The organism is Enterococcus sp. DIV0421, from assembly GCF_051713745.1.
Classification (GTDB): Bacteria; Bacillota; Bacilli; order Lactobacillales; family Enterococcaceae; genus Enterococcus_D; species Enterococcus_D casseliflavus.
Genome location: NZ_JBIOQM010000001.1, coordinates 733,037 through 750,312 on the forward strand (window position 1 = coordinate 733,037; position 17,276 = coordinate 750,312).

Genomic DNA, 17,276 nt, shown 5'->3' on the forward strand with positions numbered 1-17,276 from the left:
TGCCCTCAACTTTCCAAGAGCAAAACAAAAAACTGACCCTCAAGGGATCAGTTTTTCATAAGTGCAGCGATTGGCTGCTTATTTTTCCATTAGTGTTTGTGCCGCAGTAATGATTGATAATTTGTAGACATCTTCTTCATTTGAACCACGAGACAAATCAGAGATTGGTTTGTTCAATCCTTGTAAGATTGGTCCAATCGCTTCAAAGTTACCGAAACGTTGGGCGATCTTGTAACCAATGTTTCCTGATTGTAAATCTGGGAAAACAAAGACGGTTGCTTTACCTGCTACTTCAGATTCAGGAGCTTTCAATTGCGCAACTGCTGAGATATACGCAGCATCGAATTGCAATTCTCCATCGATTTGGTATTCTGGTGCCAATTCTTTGGCGATTTTTGTTGCTTCAACGACTTTATCTACTTCTGGTGCTTTCGCAGACCCTTTCGTTGAGAAGCTTAACATAGCAACTTTTGGATCGATTTCAAATAATTCAGCGGTTTTCGCTGAGTCAACAGCGATTTCTGCCAATTCTTGTGCAGTTGGGTTTACATTGATGGCACAGTCTGAGAACAAGTATTTTTCTTGGTCACGACCACGAACCATTAAGAAAGCACCACTTGTACGGCTCACACCTGGTTTTGTTTTGATGATTTGTAAAGCGGGTCTTACTGTATCACCCGTAGAATGGATCGCTCCTGAAACCATTCCTTCAGTAATGCCCATGTAAGTCAACATTGTACCGAAATAGTTGACATCTTTTAAGATTTCTTCTGCTTGTTCTTTCGTTGCTTTGCCGTTGCGGCGTTCCACAAAAGCTTCAACCATTTCATCCCAACGATCATAATTTTCAGGATCTAAAATTTCAAAGTTTGATACGTTGATTCCGCGAGCTTCCGCTGCTTTTTCGATTTCAACCGGGTTACCGATCAAAACAGGTTCAATTAATTCTTCTGAACGTAAACGGCTAGCAGCACCTAGGATACGAGGATCTGTTGCTTCAGGAAAAACGATTTTGATATGACGACGCACGATTTTAAATTTTAAACTTTCGAATAATTCCACGGGTAAAGACCTCCAGTTTTTTTATACCCTTCCATTGTACAATAATTGCGAAAAAAAGAACAGATAAAAATCCTGTATTAGTCGATTATTTTAAATATCGTTACCTTTTTCACAAGTTTACTCATTCTAAATAACACAGTTTTACAACTGTGTTATTTTTTCTGGCAACGCCCAGGAAATCGGTTCTTCTCCTAACGCCAGCAATGCTTGATTGATCTTAGAAAAAGGCTTCGAACCAAAGAATCCTCGATGCGCTGATAACGGACTTGGATGAGGCGCTGTTATAATAATATGTTTGCTAGTATCTAGCAAAGCGGCTTTCTTTTGGGCGGGTTTGCCCCAAAGCACAAAAATGACCGGTTCTTCTCGTTGATTCAATTTTTCGATGATCGTATCAGTCAGCTGCTCCCAGCCATGCCCGTGATGTGAATAGGCTTGCCCTTCACGTACTGTCAACACGGTATTCAACAATAAGACCCCTTGTTGCGCCCAAGGTACGAGATAACCGTGGGACACAGGTGGAATCCCTAAGTCATCAGCTAATTCTTTGTAAATATTCCGCAACGAAGGCGGTATTTTGACCCCCGGCTGCACGGAAAACGACAGTCCGTGGGCTTGGTGAGGCCCATGATAAGGATCTTGACCTAAGATGACAACTTTTACGTCATGGTATGGCGTCAGTTTTAAGGCTTCATAAATATGATCCATCGCTGGATGGATCGTTTGCTGGGCATATTCTTGTTTCAAGAAAGCCCGCAGTTGTTGGTAGTACGGCTGCTCAAATGATTCCTGCAATTGTTCTTGCCAATCATTGTCCAATAGTCGTTTCATGGCGAATCTCCTTTGTTTTCTTCTAGGATAACAAATCCCTCCCCTTAGAAACAAGAATTACTCTTCGAAAGAAAAAAAATGCGCGATTTATGGTACACTATTTGTAGAAACGATTAAGAAAGGACGCTGACAATGATCAAATTAATTGCTTCTGATATGGATGGTACGCTTTTAAATGCTAGTATGCAGATTTCAGAAGAAAATATCCAAGCAATCAAATATGCCCAATCCAAAGGAATCGAATTTATGGTCGCAACTGGCCGTAACCGCAAAGAGGCTTTGCCGCCGCTGCAAGAAGCCGGGATCGACTGTGCAATGATCACCTTGAATGGTGCCCAAGTCTACGACGAAGCGGGTAATTCATTATTTACTGTGCCGATCAGCCATGAACAAACTCGTTCGTTGATCGACCTACTCAAAGAAAACGACATCTATTTTGAGATCTCCACGAGCAACGGGATCTATTCGGAAAGCCAAACACGTCGGATCGAAAATTTTGCGATCCACACGGCAGAAGCAATGCCCCATTTAACCCATAAGATGGCGATTGCTATGACAGCAGCCCGTTTGGAATTTTTACCGATCAATTATGTCGATGATTTCAGTGAGTTGTTTTCGATCGAAGAATTAGAATTTTTGAAAGTGATCTGCTTCCATCAAGATGGTGCGCGGGTATTGGGTCCTATCACGAAAATCATCGATGGGTACGGCGATCTAGTGGTGACTTCTTCTGGACAAAACAATATTGAGATCAACCACCGAAACGCGCAAAAAGGAATCGCAGTGGCGCATGTCGCTAAAGATCGGATGATCTCACTGGCGGAAGTGATGACGATCGGTGACAACTTAAATGACGTAAGTATGCTGCAACTGGCAGGCGTTAGTTTTGCAATGGGAAATGGCGAGTTAGAGGTAAAAGAAGCCGCGAAGTATTTGACGGACACCAATATTGAGTCTGGTGTCGGCAAAGCGATCGTTCGGGCAATTGATGAAAATCTTTAAATCACGCAGCTTTTTGGGGATACATGAGGAGGCGTAAGTATGTCAGAATTTTTCATCCAAGACAGACAACTTAGCAGAGTCACACGCACCATTGTCAAAGATGAAACAGGCAAATCACTGTTTTTAATGGTGGGCCGTTGGGGAACTAAGGGCGATGCTCTTTCCCTTTACCGCTTGAATGGGCAAATGGTTGCTAGTATCAAACAAATCAGTTTTACTTTTGGTACGCGCTTTGAGATCTACAAAGACTTTGAGAAAGTCGGTACACTGCAGAAAATCTTTAACTGGCCGGGTGATTTCTACTATATCCAGCAGCTTCACTGGGCGGTCCACGGCGATATCTACAATCATCGCTATGGGATCCATCATTTCAATAAAAAGATCATGGAAATGGATAAGGCGACCTTATTGACGGGGGATTATTATGTACTGGATGTCGTTGATGATCAGGATGCACCGGTCTGCATCTGTATCGCTGCCGTCATGGATTACTGGCTGTACAATCGGCACCGCAAGAAAGACCATCCTCTTGAGCTTCGACTAACAAATGGAACCAGCTGAAAAATCAGCTGGTTCTTTTTTGCATATGGTCGTATAGGTGGCCACTGATCTCTCTTTGGGCCACGACTTCAAAGCCATGCTTTTCATAGAGCCGCTTCGCATGGGGATTTGCTCGGTCAACACTCAAGCCGATCACCTCATAGCCATCTCTAGAAGCAATTTTCGGCAACGCTTCTAATAAGGCTGAGCCGACACCTTTGCCGCGAAATTTCTCAGCCACACAGATGGTATCTAAGTACCATTCATTTGGTAAGGTTTCTTCATCGATAAACAGCTTCATGTCTTTACTCAAACCGTACTGTTCCAGCACTTTATCTAGAGGCTGATCGATCGTCGCCTCTTCTTTGTCTGGGTATCCAAAGGCGACCCCAGCAACCTCCCCGTCGATCTCATTGACCAACGCACGGCGAAAGCCGTAACGATAGTCGGGTTCTAGCATGGCATCTGCCAAGATCTCTAAGGTCTTTGCTTCACCGATCTCTTTGACAAACGGCAATTCCATATCCTTTAAAATGACTAAAACGAGTTCAGCCATGACAAAGCGATCTTCTTTTTTTGCAAATCTTATCACGTTTTCTCCTCCTTACTTCTATACATAGAATAACAATTCTCTCAAGAAAAACCAAGTTGAATCGACAAAGGATCCACACAAAGTTTTCCTTATTTATTCATGCAATTCCAACGGCAAGCCGTCCGGATCTTGGAAAAAGGTCATTTTCTTATTCGTAAAGGTATCGAAACGAATCGGTTCACACGCAATTCCTTTGGCGGCTAACTTTGCCACGACTGCTTCAATATTTTCCACCGCAAATGCCAAATGTCGCAAGCCAGCTGCTTCGGGGAAACTTGGTCTTGCTGGTGGGTTTTCCACCACAAACAGTTCTATTTCTGATTCCCCAAAGCGCAGGTCGATTTTTACATCTTTCTTTTCTGGGCGCGCATGTTCACGAATCACTTCAAAGCCTAATTTCTCTACATAAAATTCTTTGGTCTGCTGGTAATCACTGGCGATGATCGCCACATGATGCATTTTTGAAAACATTATTGCCACTCCTTTGTATTGGACTCCTCTCTCAGTTTAAAGCCTTTGGCTGCATTTTACTAGAAAAGACTGCCGAAGTTCTCCTCTTTTCATAAATGGTTTCTGTTATACTAGAAAGCGGAAGGTGATGAAAAAAATGAAACTACTTTATATTTCAATCTCTGGAAATACCCGTGCATTCGTCAACCGCTTGTTGGCCTATGCGGATCAGCAAGACACTCCGAGTACTTGGGAAGCCAAAGAAATTCATGACAATAGTGTCTTTGAACAAGAAGACGAACCTTATGTGGTTTTTGTCCCTACCTATTTAGAAGGTGGAAATGGCGTCGATAACGGCGATCAGGAGATTCTCACAGAAACCATGCGGGAATACATTGACTATGAAAACAACGCAGCTCTTTGCTTAGGCGTGATCGGCAGTGGCAACAAAAACTTCAATTATCAATATTGCTTGACCGCAAAGCAATATGCGGAGCAATTTTCGATCCCGTTCTTAGCGGATTTCGAGCTGCGAGGCACGACCCAAGATATTGAACGGATCTATGCTTGTTTGAAAGAAATCGATCCTGCCCACAGCAACACTTAACTTTAGCCAGCATTCATTAGCCATTAGGAGGACTTTTGCATATGGAACCACAAACGATGGTCATTTTGATCATACTCGCCAGCATTCTCATCTTGACCGCATTAGATATCTGGAATCGATACAAAGTACGCCGTTACGTTCGGCTTGCTTGGGGAAAGCTTCCCCGTCAGCCCCGCTTTGATAAAGAAGCGAGTTTGAAAAAGGCTTGGCTGACTGAGAAGAAGTTTCACGATTTTGATAGCGAGGTCGATGACATCACTTGGTATGACTTGGATGGCTTTTCGTTGTTTGAGTCCATTAATCTGACGTTTTCCAGTGTTGGTTCAGAAGCGTTGTACCAGCAGTTACGCAATTTTCGCTTCAGGACGGACAAACAGCTGACCAAATTGATCGACTTTTTTGCTGCTGACAGTGCTGCACGCGAACAATCCCAATATACGTTTGCTCGTTTAGGAAAACAAGATGATAATTTTTCGAAAGCCTACTTGGCCAATGAAGCGGCGCAATCGATCGGTTCTCTGCCTTTCTTTGTCTTTTTAGGTGTGCTGCCGTTAGTCGGCATCTTGCTGCTCCTGCTGGGGTTTGTCCAAGGCATCCTGTTGACGTTGGTCAGTGTCGTTTTCAATACGATCTATTACTCCATCAAAAAAGCCAAGCTGGAAACAGAACTGAACAGCATGCGCTATTTGGTTCAAACGATTGCCTGTGGCAGTCAGATCGCTAAAATCAACACGCCCCTCCAAGATGAGATCAAACAATCCTTGGCACCATTAAAAAAGATCACTCGTTTCGCTTTCTCGTTTCGTGCCAAAAACGGCAGCGAAGGAGATATGTTGTTTGAATACATCAATATCATTTTTATGCTGCCGTTTATTTCCTATCAAACGGTCACTACTACCCTGGCAAAGCACCAACAAGCAGCCATCGATCTGTGGAATTTGCTGGGAAAATTGGAAGTCGCAGCCGCCATTTTAAATTTTCGCACGTATATGCCCATCACTTGCCTACCGACCTTCCAAACAAGCGGAGGTGTACAAGCAACGGGTACGTATCACCCGCTTCTAAGTGAAGCAGTCATGAATGATGTTGCTTGGACCCACAATACCCTCGTGACTGGCTCCAATGCCTCGGGCAAATCGACGTATGTCAAAAGCATCGCCATCAATTGCATTTTGGCACAAACGATCCAGACAGCAGTTGCCGAAACTTTTACGATGGTTCCCGGTCACGTCATTACCTCGATGGCTGTTGAAGATGATTTATTTGAAGGCGACAGCTATTTCGTGGCGGAGATCAAATCCATCAAACGCCTGCTAGACACCGTTGCCACGAACCAGCGCTGCTATTGTTTTGTTGATGAGATTTTAAAAGGAACCAATACGGTGGAACGGATCGCTGCTTCTGCCAGCATCATCCATTGGCTGCGAGCCTACCCATCATTGGCATTTGTCGCCACTCATGATATTGAGCTGACTGAAATATTGAAAAATGACTGCTGCAACATCCATTTTTCTGAACAAGTCACGGAAGATGACGGCATCTCCTTTGATTACAAGGTCAAATCCGGTCCTGCCTTGAGCCGCAATGCAATCGCCCTCTTAAAAGTCATGGGCTACCCTGAAACGATCGTTCAAGACGCCTATGCCGCCGCCAATGATTTTGATCAAAACCGTAAATGGCAGGATTTATAACTTCATACAAACAAAAGCGCCTTATCCTGTGACTAACACTGGGATAAGGCGCTATTTTACGTTTCAGTTAGTCAAACAAACCAGTCGTTAAACTGTATTGCTCTCCTTGTAACACATCGTATTGGATCAAATTGTAGGCATCATAGATTTCTTGGGCTTCTTGATCCAATGCAAGGGTCGTCTGCCATTGCCCGCCTTGATAGTATTGACCCATTTCAAAAGCTGGCAGCTCATCTTGCAAGGCCAATAACAACTGGTAAAACCCGCTCGTTGGTTGGTCACTGGCTTCTAATAGGTTCGGCGCAAAGTAAAAGGGACTTGTTACAGGTACATCTTCTGGGGCAAAATTTCCTTGCGAATCGACCATCAAAAACTCCGTTTCATGCAGGGCAGCCGTTTCATTTTGCTCCTTGATCTCATCGGCATAAATGCCTGGTAAATGATCCCCCCAAAAGACGACCAGCGTTCGCCGATCCAGCTGTTCTAATTCAGCTACAAAGTTTTTCAATGCTGTACTGCTGTAGGAGATATCCTGCAGGTAGTTTTCCAAAGAAGCCATATTGCCCGGACCGCTTGCTTGGTAAGTCAAGGTATCGTATTTACCAGCATACGGCATATGGGTCTGCATCGTCACTAAATGGACAAATTGCGGTTGCTGATCGTTTTCCAACAATGCCAGCACTTCTTTGTAGGCCGCCTCATCAGAAATATAAGGATTATTTTCGATTTTGTCGGTATAGGTCATCGTCTCTTGATCGATAAACTGTTCAAACCCCATCACGCCATAGACATCCTTGCGTTTGTACATCGATGTATCGTAAGGATGGATCGCCGTTGCCGTATACCCGGACTGTTCCAAGAAAGAAACCAAGGATGGCAGTTGCGTCAATTTCGGCACCAGCATCGTGTAAGGCGTTGTCATCTGTGGATTCAATAGGCCCATGGCAAAACCAGTCAACGCTTCAAACTCGATGTTTGCCGTACCGCCCCCATAATTTTGCGAAAGCATTTTTCCACTGATGGTTTGATCAGCGACGTGGTAATAGTCTTTCAACGGATCGCCGGTGATCGACAAGCCATTTAAATGGCTCGGGTCGGAAAAGCTCTCGCTCATCACATAGACGATATTTGGTGCTTCACTTTCACGGTCTTGATTTTTCTCCGCAGCCTGTGCATTGTAGGTGTCCGCAATCGCTTGGATCGCTTCTTTTGAATACCCCTCAGGCTTCGTCATGGCATCTACCCGCAGGTTGTACAAAAACCCACCGATAAATCCCGTATTGTAGTAGTTCATTTTTTGTGAATACGGAATCCAGAGCGCCGTCTGATTGTAGGCTTTGCGTAAAAGGTTGTTGCTGTCATTGAAGTGAGAAACATAGACTAAGCCCAGCGAGCATACGACCAGCACCGCTCCTCGCATCACTTGCAAACGCAGGTTTAATTTGCGGCTGCGATAGATACTCCAGCCGATTGCCCCGATCGCCGCCAGAGCGAAGAGGATGGCTACGAAAAAGGCGCCATTGCCGATCATGGTTCGTAGAAGGTCGAATTGAGTGACCATCTTTAAATCATCGGGATAGATTGGTTCTTGGCGATAGACCATCTTTGTGTGGTTGGCATATCCTAAGATTCCGATGACGACACTATAAAAGACGCCTCCGATCAGTACCGAACCTGCCAAGCTGGCAAACACCCCATACACCAGCAGTAGCACCCCACAAGCCAAGAAAAACTTTGCTGTATGCCACGAAAAGGCAAATTTCAGAGCTAATTCAACGGAAAGATTGTTTTGACACCATTGCAAATATAAATTACTGAAAATGATCAACAGGACGATGGCGATGCCTTTTAATGCGATCTTCAGATAAGGATGGATATTTATTTTCACGAAGGAACATTCCTCCTTTTCTACACGTTCTAGGTACCCTCGTATTTTATGCTTTCGAGGCAAGAAAGTAAAGCCGAGGTAAGAAGCTTTTGTTATTTTTAAAGAAAGCAAGCCTCATAAAAAAAGAGTCTAAGGTTTCTTGCCCCCTAGACTCTTCTTTCTATCCGAATGGAACTCAATCATTGGTTTCGTTTATTTCCAAAAATCATCAAAAATCGTGACTGGCAAGTGGCGTTTGTGTTGCGTTTTGTTCCACCAGTTTTCAATGGTTTGTTGGGCTTCAGCCGAAATTTCCTTGCCTTCTAAATAGTCATCGATGTCGTTGTAGGTCACTCCTAAAGCTGCTTCATCTGCCACTAAAGGTTTGCCATCTTCCAAGTCCGCAGTTGGGACTTTTGTATACAACGCTTCTGGCGCGCCTAAGTATTGCAAGAGTTGACGGCCTTGGCGTTTATTCAAACGAAACAGTGGTAAAATATCGGCTCCGCCATCCCCGTACTTCGTAAAGAAGCCGGTGATGTTTTCCGCAGCATGATCTGTTCCCAGAACAGCCCCTGCTTTTTCACCCGCAATAGCATATTGCGTGATCATCCGTTGACGGGCTTTGATATTGCCTTTGTTAAAGTCGGAAACCGCTAACCCTGCTTCTTCCACCGCTTGTACTTGCGCATCGACGGCGGCTTTGATGTTTACCCGCAGCTCAATGTCTGGTTGGATAAACGCTAGTGCTTTTTTGGCATCTTCTTCGTCTGCTTGTTCCCCATAAGGTAAGCGTACCCCTATGAACTGATAGTTAGGATTCCCAGTTTCGCTGCGCATTTCCTCCATCGTCAATTGCGCAAGCCGTCCAGCTAACGTCGAATCTTGTCCACCACTGATCCCCAAGACAAACGTATGCAAGAACGGATTCTTTTGCAGATACGCCTTTAAAAAATCAATACTCTTACGAACTTCTTCTTTCGGGTCGATGGTCGGTAAGACTCCTAATTCTTTGATAATTTCTTGTTGCATGGTCATAGAAACGCCTCCTCTTATTTTTTGAAGCAGCTGACTGATCCTAGGACCAGCGCAGTTGCGGATTACAAAATCGCGCCATTGGTTTGTTTGCGTACTTTTTCAATCGTGCGCATTTTATGATCCCAGCATTCTTGCGAAAGATCGACTGGGTATTTCTGTGGATTCAAGTCACGTTTGTACTCGTCCCAAAGGGAATCCAAGCAATTCGTCGCATAGGCTTTGATGTGTTCTAAGTCAGGCACTTGATACACTTGCTGGCCATCCACAAAGATGTCTTGCAATAATGGTCGCGCATCAAAGTTCGTCACTGTTTTGTTGATAAAGGTATGAACAGGATGGAACATGAACAGTTCGTCTTCTGCTTGTGGATTTTCTTCCCATAGCGTGACATAATCGCCTTCTGACTTGCCGTCAGATTTACGGGTGATCCGCCAAACTTGTTTTTTCCCAGGAGTCGAAACCTTTTCAGCATTGCTGGATAATTTGATGGTGTCGATCATTTCTCCCTGCTCATTTTCGATGGCCACCAGTTTATAAACCGCGCCTAATGCCGGTTGATCGTAAGCGGTGATCAGCTTGGTGCCGACACCCCACACATCGATTTTCGCCTTTTGCATTTTCAAGCTTAGAATCGTATTTTCGTCTAGATCATTGGAAGCATAGACTTTGGCTTCCGTGAATCCCGCTTCATCCAGCTGTTCACGGACTTTTTTCGAGATATACGCCATATCGCCGCTGTCGATTCGCACACCTAAGAAATTGATCTTATCCCCCATCTCTTTGGCCACACGAATCGCATTTGGCACACCTAAGCGCAATGTATCATAGGTATCGACTAAGAATACGCAATCTTTGTGGGTTTGGGCATACGCCATAAATGCATCATAGTCATTGCCGTAGGATTGCACGAGGGAATGGGCGTGGGTTCCGCTGGCTGGGATGCCAAAAATCTTCCCTGCCCGCACATTACTCGTCGCATCTGCTCCGCCAATATAAGCCGCTCGGGTCCCCCAAACGGCTGCATCCAATTCTTGTGCCCGCCGTGAACCAAATTCCAACAAGGGATCCGTGCCGATCACGGATTTGATGCGGGCCGCTTTCGTGGCGATCAGTGTTTGGAAATTGACCATATTCAGTAACGCCGTTTCGATCAACTGTGCTTGTGCCAACGGCCCTTCTACTTGAATGATCGGTTCATTGTTGAAGACTAAATCGCCTTCTAAAGCAGAACGAACGGTACAAGCAAACTTGAACTCCTTTAGATACTCTAAAAAGGCTTCTGGATAGCCACCGATTTCTCGCAAGTAGGCAATATCCGTTTCTGAAAAGGATAAATCGTTCAAATAGTCGATCAATCGTTCCAGACCGGCAAAGATCGCATAGCCGTTTTCAAAAGGCATGTCACGGAAATAGCATTCAAACACCGCATTACGATCGGCTCTGCCTAACTCCCAATAGGTTTGCATCATGTTGATTTGGTAGAGATCGGTGTGCAGCGTCAAGCTGTCATCTTTAAATAATTTCTGCATGTTCTTACTCCCTCTAGCTTACTTCTTCTCATTATAGCAAAAAAAACACAAAAGACAGAAAATCTTGTTTTTTCAAAAAAAAGTTGGGTTTTTGCTAGTAGAAGGCAATCCATCTGAGAACAAATTGCTCAAAAGCATGGGTCAGCCTCCTACTTATTGGCGCATCATTCCTGCGCGCGTGTAAGGTCGCCCCTTTGTTCAACGTTTGATTGCTCTTGCAACGTGCATGTCCCAACTTCTTTCAACTACTATTCTTTCACAGGCAATTGAACAAGAATGACATCTTTCCTCGGTTTAGAAAAGGTGATGCCTCTTGCTTCCATTTCTTTACGAATATTAACATTGACGGTCACGTCTTTGCGATCGACCTTCAGCAAACGATGAATCGCTGTGTCGACTTCTTCCCGACTGATTTTCTTTTTATTGTTGATCAATACTAAAGAAATCGTATCAAAACTATCCACATAGAGAATCTGCGTCCGATCAAGCGAGTACAATTTATAGTATTTGATCGCTATTTTGTCGAATAGATACTTGGAGATGTTCGGGTAAAAAGTTTCCATATTTAGATTTTGGTTTACTGGGGTTTCAATCAACTTCATGCACAACATCCTCTCTCGAAACTAATTCTGTTAAAATAAAGCGGCCAACACCGCCGTCTTCCGCGCGCTCAATGGTTCGATCACAAACTGCTTTGATCGCTGGGCTGGCATTTGCTACAGCCAAAGAAACATCCACCGCTTCAAACATCGCAAGGTCATTTTCACCATCACCGATCCCGTAGCTTTTGGCAGCGGGAAAAGCTTCTAAAAAGGAACGGATCGCGGCACCTTTGGTCGCCAATGGATCAACGATCTCCAGTGTTTGGACAAAGGATTGAAAAATCGCAGCCGTTTCTGATTGGATCATCTCCCGTAGCCGTTCTCTTTTTTCGTCTGACGCTTCCATCAGTTCGATTTTGATGACCTTTATCTCTGGATGTTCCTTCATAAACTGCAGCACGTCGTCTTTATGAAGACATTCGTTGTAAAAGAACTCATATTTGTAGTCAGCGATGATTTGTCCTCGCTCCCCTAACTCCGCGAGTAACTGCTTGCGGCTTTCTTGAAACTGCGCTTCATACAAATGCGCTTGTGGGGAAATGATGCCATGGTCAGTATGTAAGAAATAAAAAACCTCTTCTGTTTCTAAGATACCAATCACTTGCGCCAATGTCTTATAGGGCAAGGTATGCGTCAAAACAGGCGCTTCTCCTTTTACCATCAGACCAGCGCCGTTTCCAAAAATCACATCGCAGGAAAGGCCTTCTTCCGCCATCATATCTTGAACAAGCTCAAATCCTCGCCCTGTGACAAACACAAAGTGATCCCCTTGGGCTTGCAAACAACGGATGGCTTCTTTATTGATCTCATGAATCGGGTGCCCCATTTCTTGGAACGTCCCATCAATATCAGAAAAAACTATTTGCATCTTATCTTCCTTTCTTTGTTATAATTATAGCACATTTTAAAAAACGCAAAAAAATTTTCTTGACTTTGTCGTTACGTCAACCTTTAGGATACAGGTGTAAGGAGGGAAAAGCCGATGGAATATACGATCAGTGCCTTAGCTAAACTGTCAGGAGTCAGCAGCCGTACCCTGCGGTATTATGATCAGATCAAGTTGTTACAACCGCAACGCACCAACTCAGCTGGTTACCGTATCTACGGGAGACAGGAAGTCGATCGCCTACAGCAGATTTTATATTTTAAGTCTTTTGGGCTGTCATTAGAAACGATCCGCGGAATCTTGGATGAGCCACAAGAATCGATCCAAACGGTCTTGTTGCAGCATTACCAACAGCTTTTACAAGAGCGAGCAGCCCTGGACAGTCTTTTGACCACCTTAGCGCAAACAATTGATTATTATGAAGGAGAAAAGACGATGACCGATCAAGAGAAATTCCGTTATTTTAAGGAACAAAAAATTCGTGAAAACGAAGCGAACTACGGTGCCGAATTACGAGAAGCCTACGGTGAGGAAATCATCGAACAAAGCAACCAAAAGTGGCAGCAGATGACCCAAGTCGATTATCAAGCACTGACCGACAACGAAAACCGCTTGTTGCAGCTGATAAAAGAGCTATTGAATGAAAAGGAAGGGAAACGAATCCCTTCTGACAAAGCCGAAAAGGCTTTTGCTGCGCATCAAGCATGGCTTAAGCAAGCAGCGCCCTTTTACTCAGCAGAATATCACCGATCTTTAGGAGAAATGTACGTTCAAGACGAGCGTTTTACCGCCTATTACGATCAAAAAGCAGGCGTCGGCAGCGCGCAGCTGTTGAAACAGATCATTGACCATTACACCAAATCCCATTAAAAAAACGATGCGCAAGCACTGCCCGCTCAGGGGCACTGTTTGCGCATCGTTTCGTCTGTAGCTATCGTTTGATGAACTCATAGGGCATGCGATAGTTGCCGCTTTTTTCCATTACCGCCAATTGGACGGCGGTCTCCCCGCAAGCTTGCAAGTGATGATCGATCGTTGAAAGCTGCAGCAGCTCGCTGATGTATAGATTGTCCCGTCCAATCACGAGCCATTCTCCCGGCGCCTGCGACTGGATCCCAGCAGCAACATGATCCCCATTGGTGAAAATCGCTTCGACTCCTTTATCTGCAAAATAAGCAGCCGCTTCTTTTCCATCTTCTTCCGTCAAACAATCCCAAAAAATCAAGTCTTCGGAAAAGGTCGAAAAATAGTCATGAGCCAAACGGACCGTGATTTTTGAATTGCTGCTGAGCTTGCGGCTACGTCCCAATGTCACGCCGATTTTCTGGATGCCTTGTTCCTTAAAATACGTGAAGACCTCCTTGATCGATTCCTCTCGATCGATATAAGTGCAGCCGTCAGTCAAATACGAGATATTTTCACAAAAGACGATGCGTCCGTATGAACGATAAGGCAATAAGGTTTCGATCGGATTCGCCCGCGAGGTAATGATCAAAGCATCAAAGCTTTTCGCCGCAAATTCTTGCAAATATGCTTCCTCTACTTGCGGATCATAGTTCGTGGCTAAAAGCGTCACCTTATAGCCACGAGCAAACGCTGCTGTCGTGATGCCGCTCAATAATCGATCAAAATAGGGATGATTGACAAACGGTAGGATCACGCCGATGTTTTTGGTTTTGCCGACACTTAATGCCCGCGCCGTGTAATTCGGAATATAGTTGACCTCTTCCATGACAGCCAGGATCTTACGACGCTTTTCTTCACTGACATAAGGATTGTTATTAATGACTCGTGAAACCGTTGAGACCGAATAGCCGGTCAAGCGTGCAATATCCCGAATGTTTGCCATGACTCACTGCTCCTTAAACGAATAATTGTTCTTTCATATAGTCTATCACACTTAGCCCACATGTATAAAATTCATAGTAATCGTTGTGATGGATAAATCCGATGCGCTGAGACCCGAAGTGTTCATCACACGTCAAGTGACTGATCTCATCCACAGGAATTTCTACTAACCGTTCTTGAAAGAACCCTTTTGGCTTCGTCAATACCAGTTGTTGTCCATCAAATGCCAACGTCACATAACAACATTCCGCACCATTTTTCTTCATGTATGTATTCATGTTTCCATCCCGCCTTCCTTTTTATAAATCAAGCATACTGTATGAAACGCGTCTCAGAGCAAGTCATTTGTTTCACTTTTTGACAAAAACCGATCGCCCTTCATGTGAATCACTTCGCATATTTTGCTTTTGTTGGTACAATAAAAAGAGAACAGTGCGAAAAAAAGCGCTATTTTTTAAGGAGGACCGCAAAGTGACATTAGAAGAAGCTTTTTTATTAGACACCTTGCGTTGCCGCTTCAAATTTTTAAGAGAAGAACGCGGATTGAGCCCAAAAGAAGTATGCCAGCATCTCGATGTGTCTTACCCCGATTACACCTTATACGAAGCAGGCGATCGCTTACCCGATGTATTGACGCTGCTACACGCAGCTTCCCTCTATAATGTTTCTGTCGATTACTTATTAGGACAGACAGAACGACCAGAACGGTATTTATGCTAACAATCGACTTTATCGAAAAAACGATCAAATGGTCGTTTTTTCTTTTGCCTCTTTTCCACTTTTCATCGATTAGCAACAATTGTTATCTAATCAAATGAAAAAAATCAAATCATGCGGTTCTTCTTGAAAAAAATGATAGAATAAACCATCATACATAGAAGGAGTTCAAACAAACATGACCTATGCACTAGAACTAACCGATTTACGCAAAGTCTATGCTACCGGCGTTGAAGCGTTGCGGGGCATAAATTTGACGGTGGAAGAAGGCGACTTTTATGCCTTGTTAGGCCCAAACGGCGCTGGAAAGTCCACCACCATCGGCATTATCACCTCTCTTGTCAATAAATCTTCCGGAAGCGTCAAAGTCTTCGGCTACGATTTAGACAAAGAATTGGTCCAAGTCAAACAACAGATTGGTCTAGTTCCCCAAGAATTCAATTTCAATCCCTTTGAAACGGTCCAGCAGATCGTTGTCAATCAAGCCGGGTATTATGGTGTCCCCCGCAACGAGGCCATCAAACGCAGCGAAAAATACTTGAAGCAGTCGAATTTGTGGGAAAAACGCAATGTTCGTGCGCGGATGCTGTCGGGCGGGATGAAACGCCGTTTAATGATTGCTCGTGCCCTGATGCATGAACCACGGCTATTGATTTTGGATGAACCGACGGCAGGTGTCGATATCGAATTACGGCGGGAAATGTGGAGCTTTTTGCGGGAATTGAACCAAAAGGGCACAACGATCATTTTGACGACCCATTATTTAGAAGAGGCGGAAATGCTTTGCCGCAACATCGGGATCATCCAATCTGGTGAACTGATCGAAAACACCAGCATGAAGTCCTTATTGGCAAAACTGCAATTTGAAACCTTTCTTTTTGATATCGCACCGATCAAACAAGCACCAACGATCACTGGGTATCCGATCCAAATGGAAGATGAACAGACCATCGCTGTTGAAGTCGCTCGAGATCAAGGCGTCAACGATCTTTTTGCCCAATTCAGTCAGCAAGGGATCAATGTCCTCTCCATGCGCAACAAATCCAATCGCTTGGAAGAACTATTTTTGAAAATCACCGAAGAATCACACGAAGCGGAGGAAAACCATGTTTAGTCTTTATTTTACAGCCTTAAAAAGTTTAGCGGTCAAAGAGACCAACCGCTATTTACGGATTTGGGTGCAGACCCTCGTCCCACCCGTCATCACTACTTCCTTATACTTTATTATCTTTGGGAAAATGATCGGCAGCCGCATCGGCGAAATGGGCGGCTTTTCTTATATGGAATTTATCGTTCCTGGGCTGATCATGATGTCGACGATCACCAGTTCTTACTCTAATGTGTCTTCTTCCTTCTTTTCACAGAAGTTTCAAAAAAACATTGAGGAACTCTTAGTGGCGCCGGTCCCTACCCACGTCATCATTTGGGGCTTTGTCTTTGGCGGACTTGGACGTAGTATCTTGGTGGGCACATTGGTGACCATCATTTCCCTTTTCTTCGTCCCATTACATGTTTATTCTTGGGTCATCGTTGTCTTAACCCTTGTCATGACCGCCATCTTATTTTCATTAGCAGGGTTGCTAAATGGGATCTTCGCCCAATCCTTTGACGATGTTTCCATCGTGCCAACCTTTGTTTTACAACCATTGACCTATCTTGGAGGCGTCTTTTACTCCATCAGCATGCTGCCGCCAATTTGGCAAACGATCTCCAAAGTCAACCCGATCGTGTATATGATCTCTGGTTTCCGTTACGGATTTTTGGGCACCATCGATGTCCCGATTTTCCTCTCCATCGGTATTTTGGTCTTGTTCATTGTCGTCTTATACAGCGTATGCTGGTACTTGATCCAAAAAGGCCGCGGGCTGCGTAGTTAATTGAACTTAAAATTTATTTTATAGCTTCTTAGCGATTCCCAGTGGGGGTCGCTTTTTTTCATTTAATTTTAGAAACTACTCCTAAAGACTGATTTATTGGCAATTATTTGTGATAACCTTAACTTATTAACGTTTTT

19 protein-coding genes are annotated in these 17,276 nt (G+C 44.2%); 8 read left to right on the top strand and 11 right to left on the bottom strand.

What is annotated here, in order from left to right:
- Window positions 1–78: 78 nt before the first annotated feature.
- Window positions 79–1,062 (bottom strand): phosphate acetyltransferase, encoded by a 984-nt coding sequence (gene pta / locus IGI96_RS03490; protein WP_005228517.1) that lies wholly within the window; start codon window positions 1,060–1,062, stop codon window positions 79–81.
- A 141-nt stretch (window positions 1,063–1,203) separates the two neighbouring features.
- Window positions 1,204–1,893, bottom strand: a complete 690-nt coding sequence (locus tag IGI96_RS03495) for a uracil-DNA glycosylase (protein WP_016608882.1) — start codon at window positions 1,891–1,893, stop codon at window positions 1,204–1,206.
- A gap of 132 nt (window positions 1,894–2,025) precedes the next feature.
- On the opposite strand from IGI96_RS03495, the gene IGI96_RS03500 reads away from it, so the two are divergent.
- Complete coding sequence (locus IGI96_RS03500; RefSeq protein WP_086337939.1) at window positions 2,026–2,895, top strand: Cof-type HAD-IIB family hydrolase; 870 nt, start codon at window positions 2,026–2,028, stop codon at window positions 2,893–2,895.
- 39 nt (window positions 2,896–2,934) lie between these two features.
- Window positions 2,935–3,456, top strand: coding sequence for an LURP-one-related/scramblase family protein (locus IGI96_RS03505; RefSeq protein WP_438784827.1), 522 nt, complete (start codon window positions 2,935–2,937; stop codon window positions 3,454–3,456).
- Between the two features lie 4 nt (window positions 3,457–3,460).
- On the opposite strand, the gene IGI96_RS03510 is transcribed toward IGI96_RS03505, so the two are convergent.
- Both IGI96_RS03510 and gloA2 read right to left on the bottom strand, forming a co-directional pair.
- Window positions 3,461–4,027: a GNAT family N-acetyltransferase gene (locus IGI96_RS03510; protein WP_005228513.1), complete on the bottom strand. Its 567-nt coding sequence runs from the start codon at window positions 4,025–4,027 to the stop codon at window positions 3,461–3,463.
- A 93-nt stretch (window positions 4,028–4,120) separates the two neighbouring features.
- On the bottom strand, window positions 4,121–4,498 hold the full coding sequence (gene gloA2 / locus IGI96_RS03515; protein ID WP_005228512.1) for an SMU1112c/YaeR family gloxylase I-like metalloprotein: 378 nt from the start codon (window positions 4,496–4,498) through the stop codon (window positions 4,121–4,123).
- Window positions 4,499–4,634: 136 nt separating this feature from the next.
- On the opposite strand from gloA2, the gene nrdI reads away from it, so the two are divergent.
- Both nrdI and IGI96_RS03525 read left to right on the top strand, forming a co-directional pair.
- Entirely contained in the window at window positions 4,635–5,084 is a 450-nt protein-coding gene (gene nrdI / locus IGI96_RS03520; protein WP_005228511.1) for a class Ib ribonucleoside-diphosphate reductase assembly flavoprotein NrdI, read from the top strand.
- Between the two features lie 41 nt (window positions 5,085–5,125).
- Complete coding sequence (locus tag IGI96_RS03525) at window positions 5,126–6,775, top strand: MutS-related protein (RefSeq protein ID WP_086337938.1); 1,650 nt, start codon at window positions 5,126–5,128, stop codon at window positions 6,773–6,775.
- Window positions 6,776–6,842: 67 nt separating this feature from the next.
- On the opposite strand, the gene IGI96_RS03530 is transcribed toward IGI96_RS03525, so the two are convergent.
- The 5 genes from IGI96_RS03530 to IGI96_RS03550 form a co-directional block, all read right to left on the bottom strand.
- Window positions 6,843–8,663 (bottom strand): LTA synthase family protein, encoded by a 1,821-nt coding sequence (locus tag IGI96_RS03530; RefSeq protein WP_086337937.1) that lies wholly within the window; start codon window positions 8,661–8,663, stop codon window positions 6,843–6,845.
- Between the two features lie 192 nt (window positions 8,664–8,855).
- Window positions 8,856–9,680, bottom strand: coding sequence for an ammonia-dependent NAD(+) synthetase (gene nadE / locus IGI96_RS03535; protein WP_010749896.1), 825 nt, complete (start codon window positions 9,678–9,680; stop codon window positions 8,856–8,858).
- Between the two features lie 62 nt (window positions 9,681–9,742).
- Entirely contained in the window at window positions 9,743–11,209 is a 1,467-nt protein-coding gene (locus IGI96_RS03540) for a nicotinate phosphoribosyltransferase (RefSeq protein WP_086337936.1), read from the bottom strand.
- A gap of 248 nt (window positions 11,210–11,457) precedes the next feature.
- A complete protein-coding gene (locus IGI96_RS03545; RefSeq protein ID WP_010749898.1) occupies window positions 11,458–11,811 on the bottom strand; it encodes a DUF1827 family protein in 354 nt (117 codons plus the stop codon).
- On the bottom strand, window positions 11,798–12,679 hold the full coding sequence (locus IGI96_RS03550; RefSeq protein WP_086337935.1) for an HAD-IIB family hydrolase: 882 nt from the start codon (window positions 12,677–12,679) through the stop codon (window positions 11,798–11,800). Before IGI96_RS03550 ends, IGI96_RS03545 begins: the two co-directional genes overlap by 14 nt.
- Before the next feature lie 114 nt (window positions 12,680–12,793).
- Between IGI96_RS03550 and IGI96_RS03555 the strand changes: the two genes are divergently transcribed.
- Window positions 12,794–13,567 (top strand): MerR family transcriptional regulator, encoded by a 774-nt coding sequence (locus IGI96_RS03555; RefSeq protein ID WP_074535470.1) that lies wholly within the window; start codon window positions 12,794–12,796, stop codon window positions 13,565–13,567.
- Window positions 13,568–13,628: 61 nt separating this feature from the next.
- Here the strand turns inward: IGI96_RS03555 and IGI96_RS03560 are convergent, their stop codons facing one another.
- Window positions 13,629–14,546: a LacI family DNA-binding transcriptional regulator gene (locus IGI96_RS03560; protein ID WP_010749901.1), complete on the bottom strand. Its 918-nt coding sequence runs from the start codon at window positions 14,544–14,546 to the stop codon at window positions 13,629–13,631.
- Between the two features lie 13 nt (window positions 14,547–14,559).
- Window positions 14,560–14,823, bottom strand: a complete 264-nt coding sequence (locus IGI96_RS03565) for a hypothetical protein (protein WP_005228502.1) — start codon at window positions 14,821–14,823, stop codon at window positions 14,560–14,562.
- A 193-nt stretch (window positions 14,824–15,016) separates the two neighbouring features.
- On the opposite strand from IGI96_RS03565, the gene IGI96_RS03570 reads away from it, so the two are divergent.
- The 3 genes from IGI96_RS03570 (at window position 15,017) to IGI96_RS03580 (ending at window position 17,139) form a co-directional block, all read left to right on the top strand.
- Complete coding sequence (locus tag IGI96_RS03570) at window positions 15,017–15,265, top strand: helix-turn-helix domain-containing protein (RefSeq protein WP_005234115.1); 249 nt, start codon at window positions 15,017–15,019, stop codon at window positions 15,263–15,265.
- 175 nt (window positions 15,266–15,440) lie between these two features.
- Window positions 15,441–16,376 (top strand): ABC transporter ATP-binding protein, encoded by a 936-nt coding sequence (locus IGI96_RS03575; RefSeq protein WP_005228500.1) that lies wholly within the window; start codon window positions 15,441–15,443, stop codon window positions 16,374–16,376.
- Entirely contained in the window at window positions 16,369–17,139 is a 771-nt protein-coding gene (locus IGI96_RS03580) for an ABC transporter permease (protein WP_005228499.1), read from the top strand. Before IGI96_RS03575 ends, IGI96_RS03580 begins: the two co-directional genes overlap by 8 nt.
- The last annotated feature ends 137 nt before the right edge of the window (window positions 17,140–17,276 follow it).

Bases quoted from the DNA above. Each gene is read 5' to 3' on its own strand.
- IGI96_RS03495 (WP_016608882.1), bottom strand. From the start codon at position 1,893: ATGAAACGACTATTGGACAATGATTGGCAAGAACAATTGCAGGAATCA.
- IGI96_RS03500 (WP_086337939.1), top strand. From the start codon at position 2,026: ATGATCAAATTAATTGCTTCTGATATGGATGGTACGCTTTTAAATGCT.
- IGI96_RS03505 (WP_438784827.1), top strand. From the start codon at position 2,935: ATGTCAGAATTTTTCATCCAAGACAGACAACTTAGCAGAGTCACACGC.
- gloA2 (WP_005228512.1), bottom strand. From the start codon at position 4,498: ATGTTTTCAAAAATGCATCATGTGGCGATCATCGCCAGTGATTACCAG.
- nrdI (WP_005228511.1), top strand. From the start codon at position 4,635: ATGAAACTACTTTATATTTCAATCTCTGGAAATACCCGTGCATTCGTC.
- IGI96_RS03525 (WP_086337938.1), top strand. From the start codon at position 5,126: ATGGAACCACAAACGATGGTCATTTTGATCATACTCGCCAGCATTCTC.
- nadE (WP_010749896.1), bottom strand. From the start codon at position 9,680: ATGACCATGCAACAAGAAATTATCAAAGAATTAGGAGTCTTACCGACC.
- IGI96_RS03540 (WP_086337936.1), bottom strand. From the start codon at position 11,209: ATGCAGAAATTATTTAAAGATGACAGCTTGACGCTGCACACCGATCTC.
- IGI96_RS03545 (WP_010749898.1), bottom strand. From the start codon at position 11,811: ATGAAGTTGATTGAAACCCCAGTAAACCAAAATCTAAATATGGAAACT.
- IGI96_RS03550 (WP_086337935.1), bottom strand. From the start codon at position 12,679: ATGCAAATAGTTTTTTCTGATATTGATGGGACGTTCCAAGAAATGGGG.
- IGI96_RS03555 (WP_074535470.1), top strand. From the start codon at position 12,794: ATGGAATATACGATCAGTGCCTTAGCTAAACTGTCAGGAGTCAGCAGC.
- IGI96_RS03560 (WP_010749901.1), bottom strand. From the start codon at position 14,546: ATGGCAAACATTCGGGATATTGCACGCTTGACCGGCTATTCGGTCTCA.
- IGI96_RS03565 (WP_005228502.1), bottom strand. From the start codon at position 14,823: ATGAATACATACATGAAGAAAAATGGTGCGGAATGTTGTTATGTGACG.
- IGI96_RS03575 (WP_005228500.1), top strand. From the start codon at position 15,441: ATGACCTATGCACTAGAACTAACCGATTTACGCAAAGTCTATGCTACC.
- IGI96_RS03580 (WP_005228499.1), top strand. From the start codon at position 16,369: ATGTTTAGTCTTTATTTTACAGCCTTAAAAAGTTTAGCGGTCAAAGAG.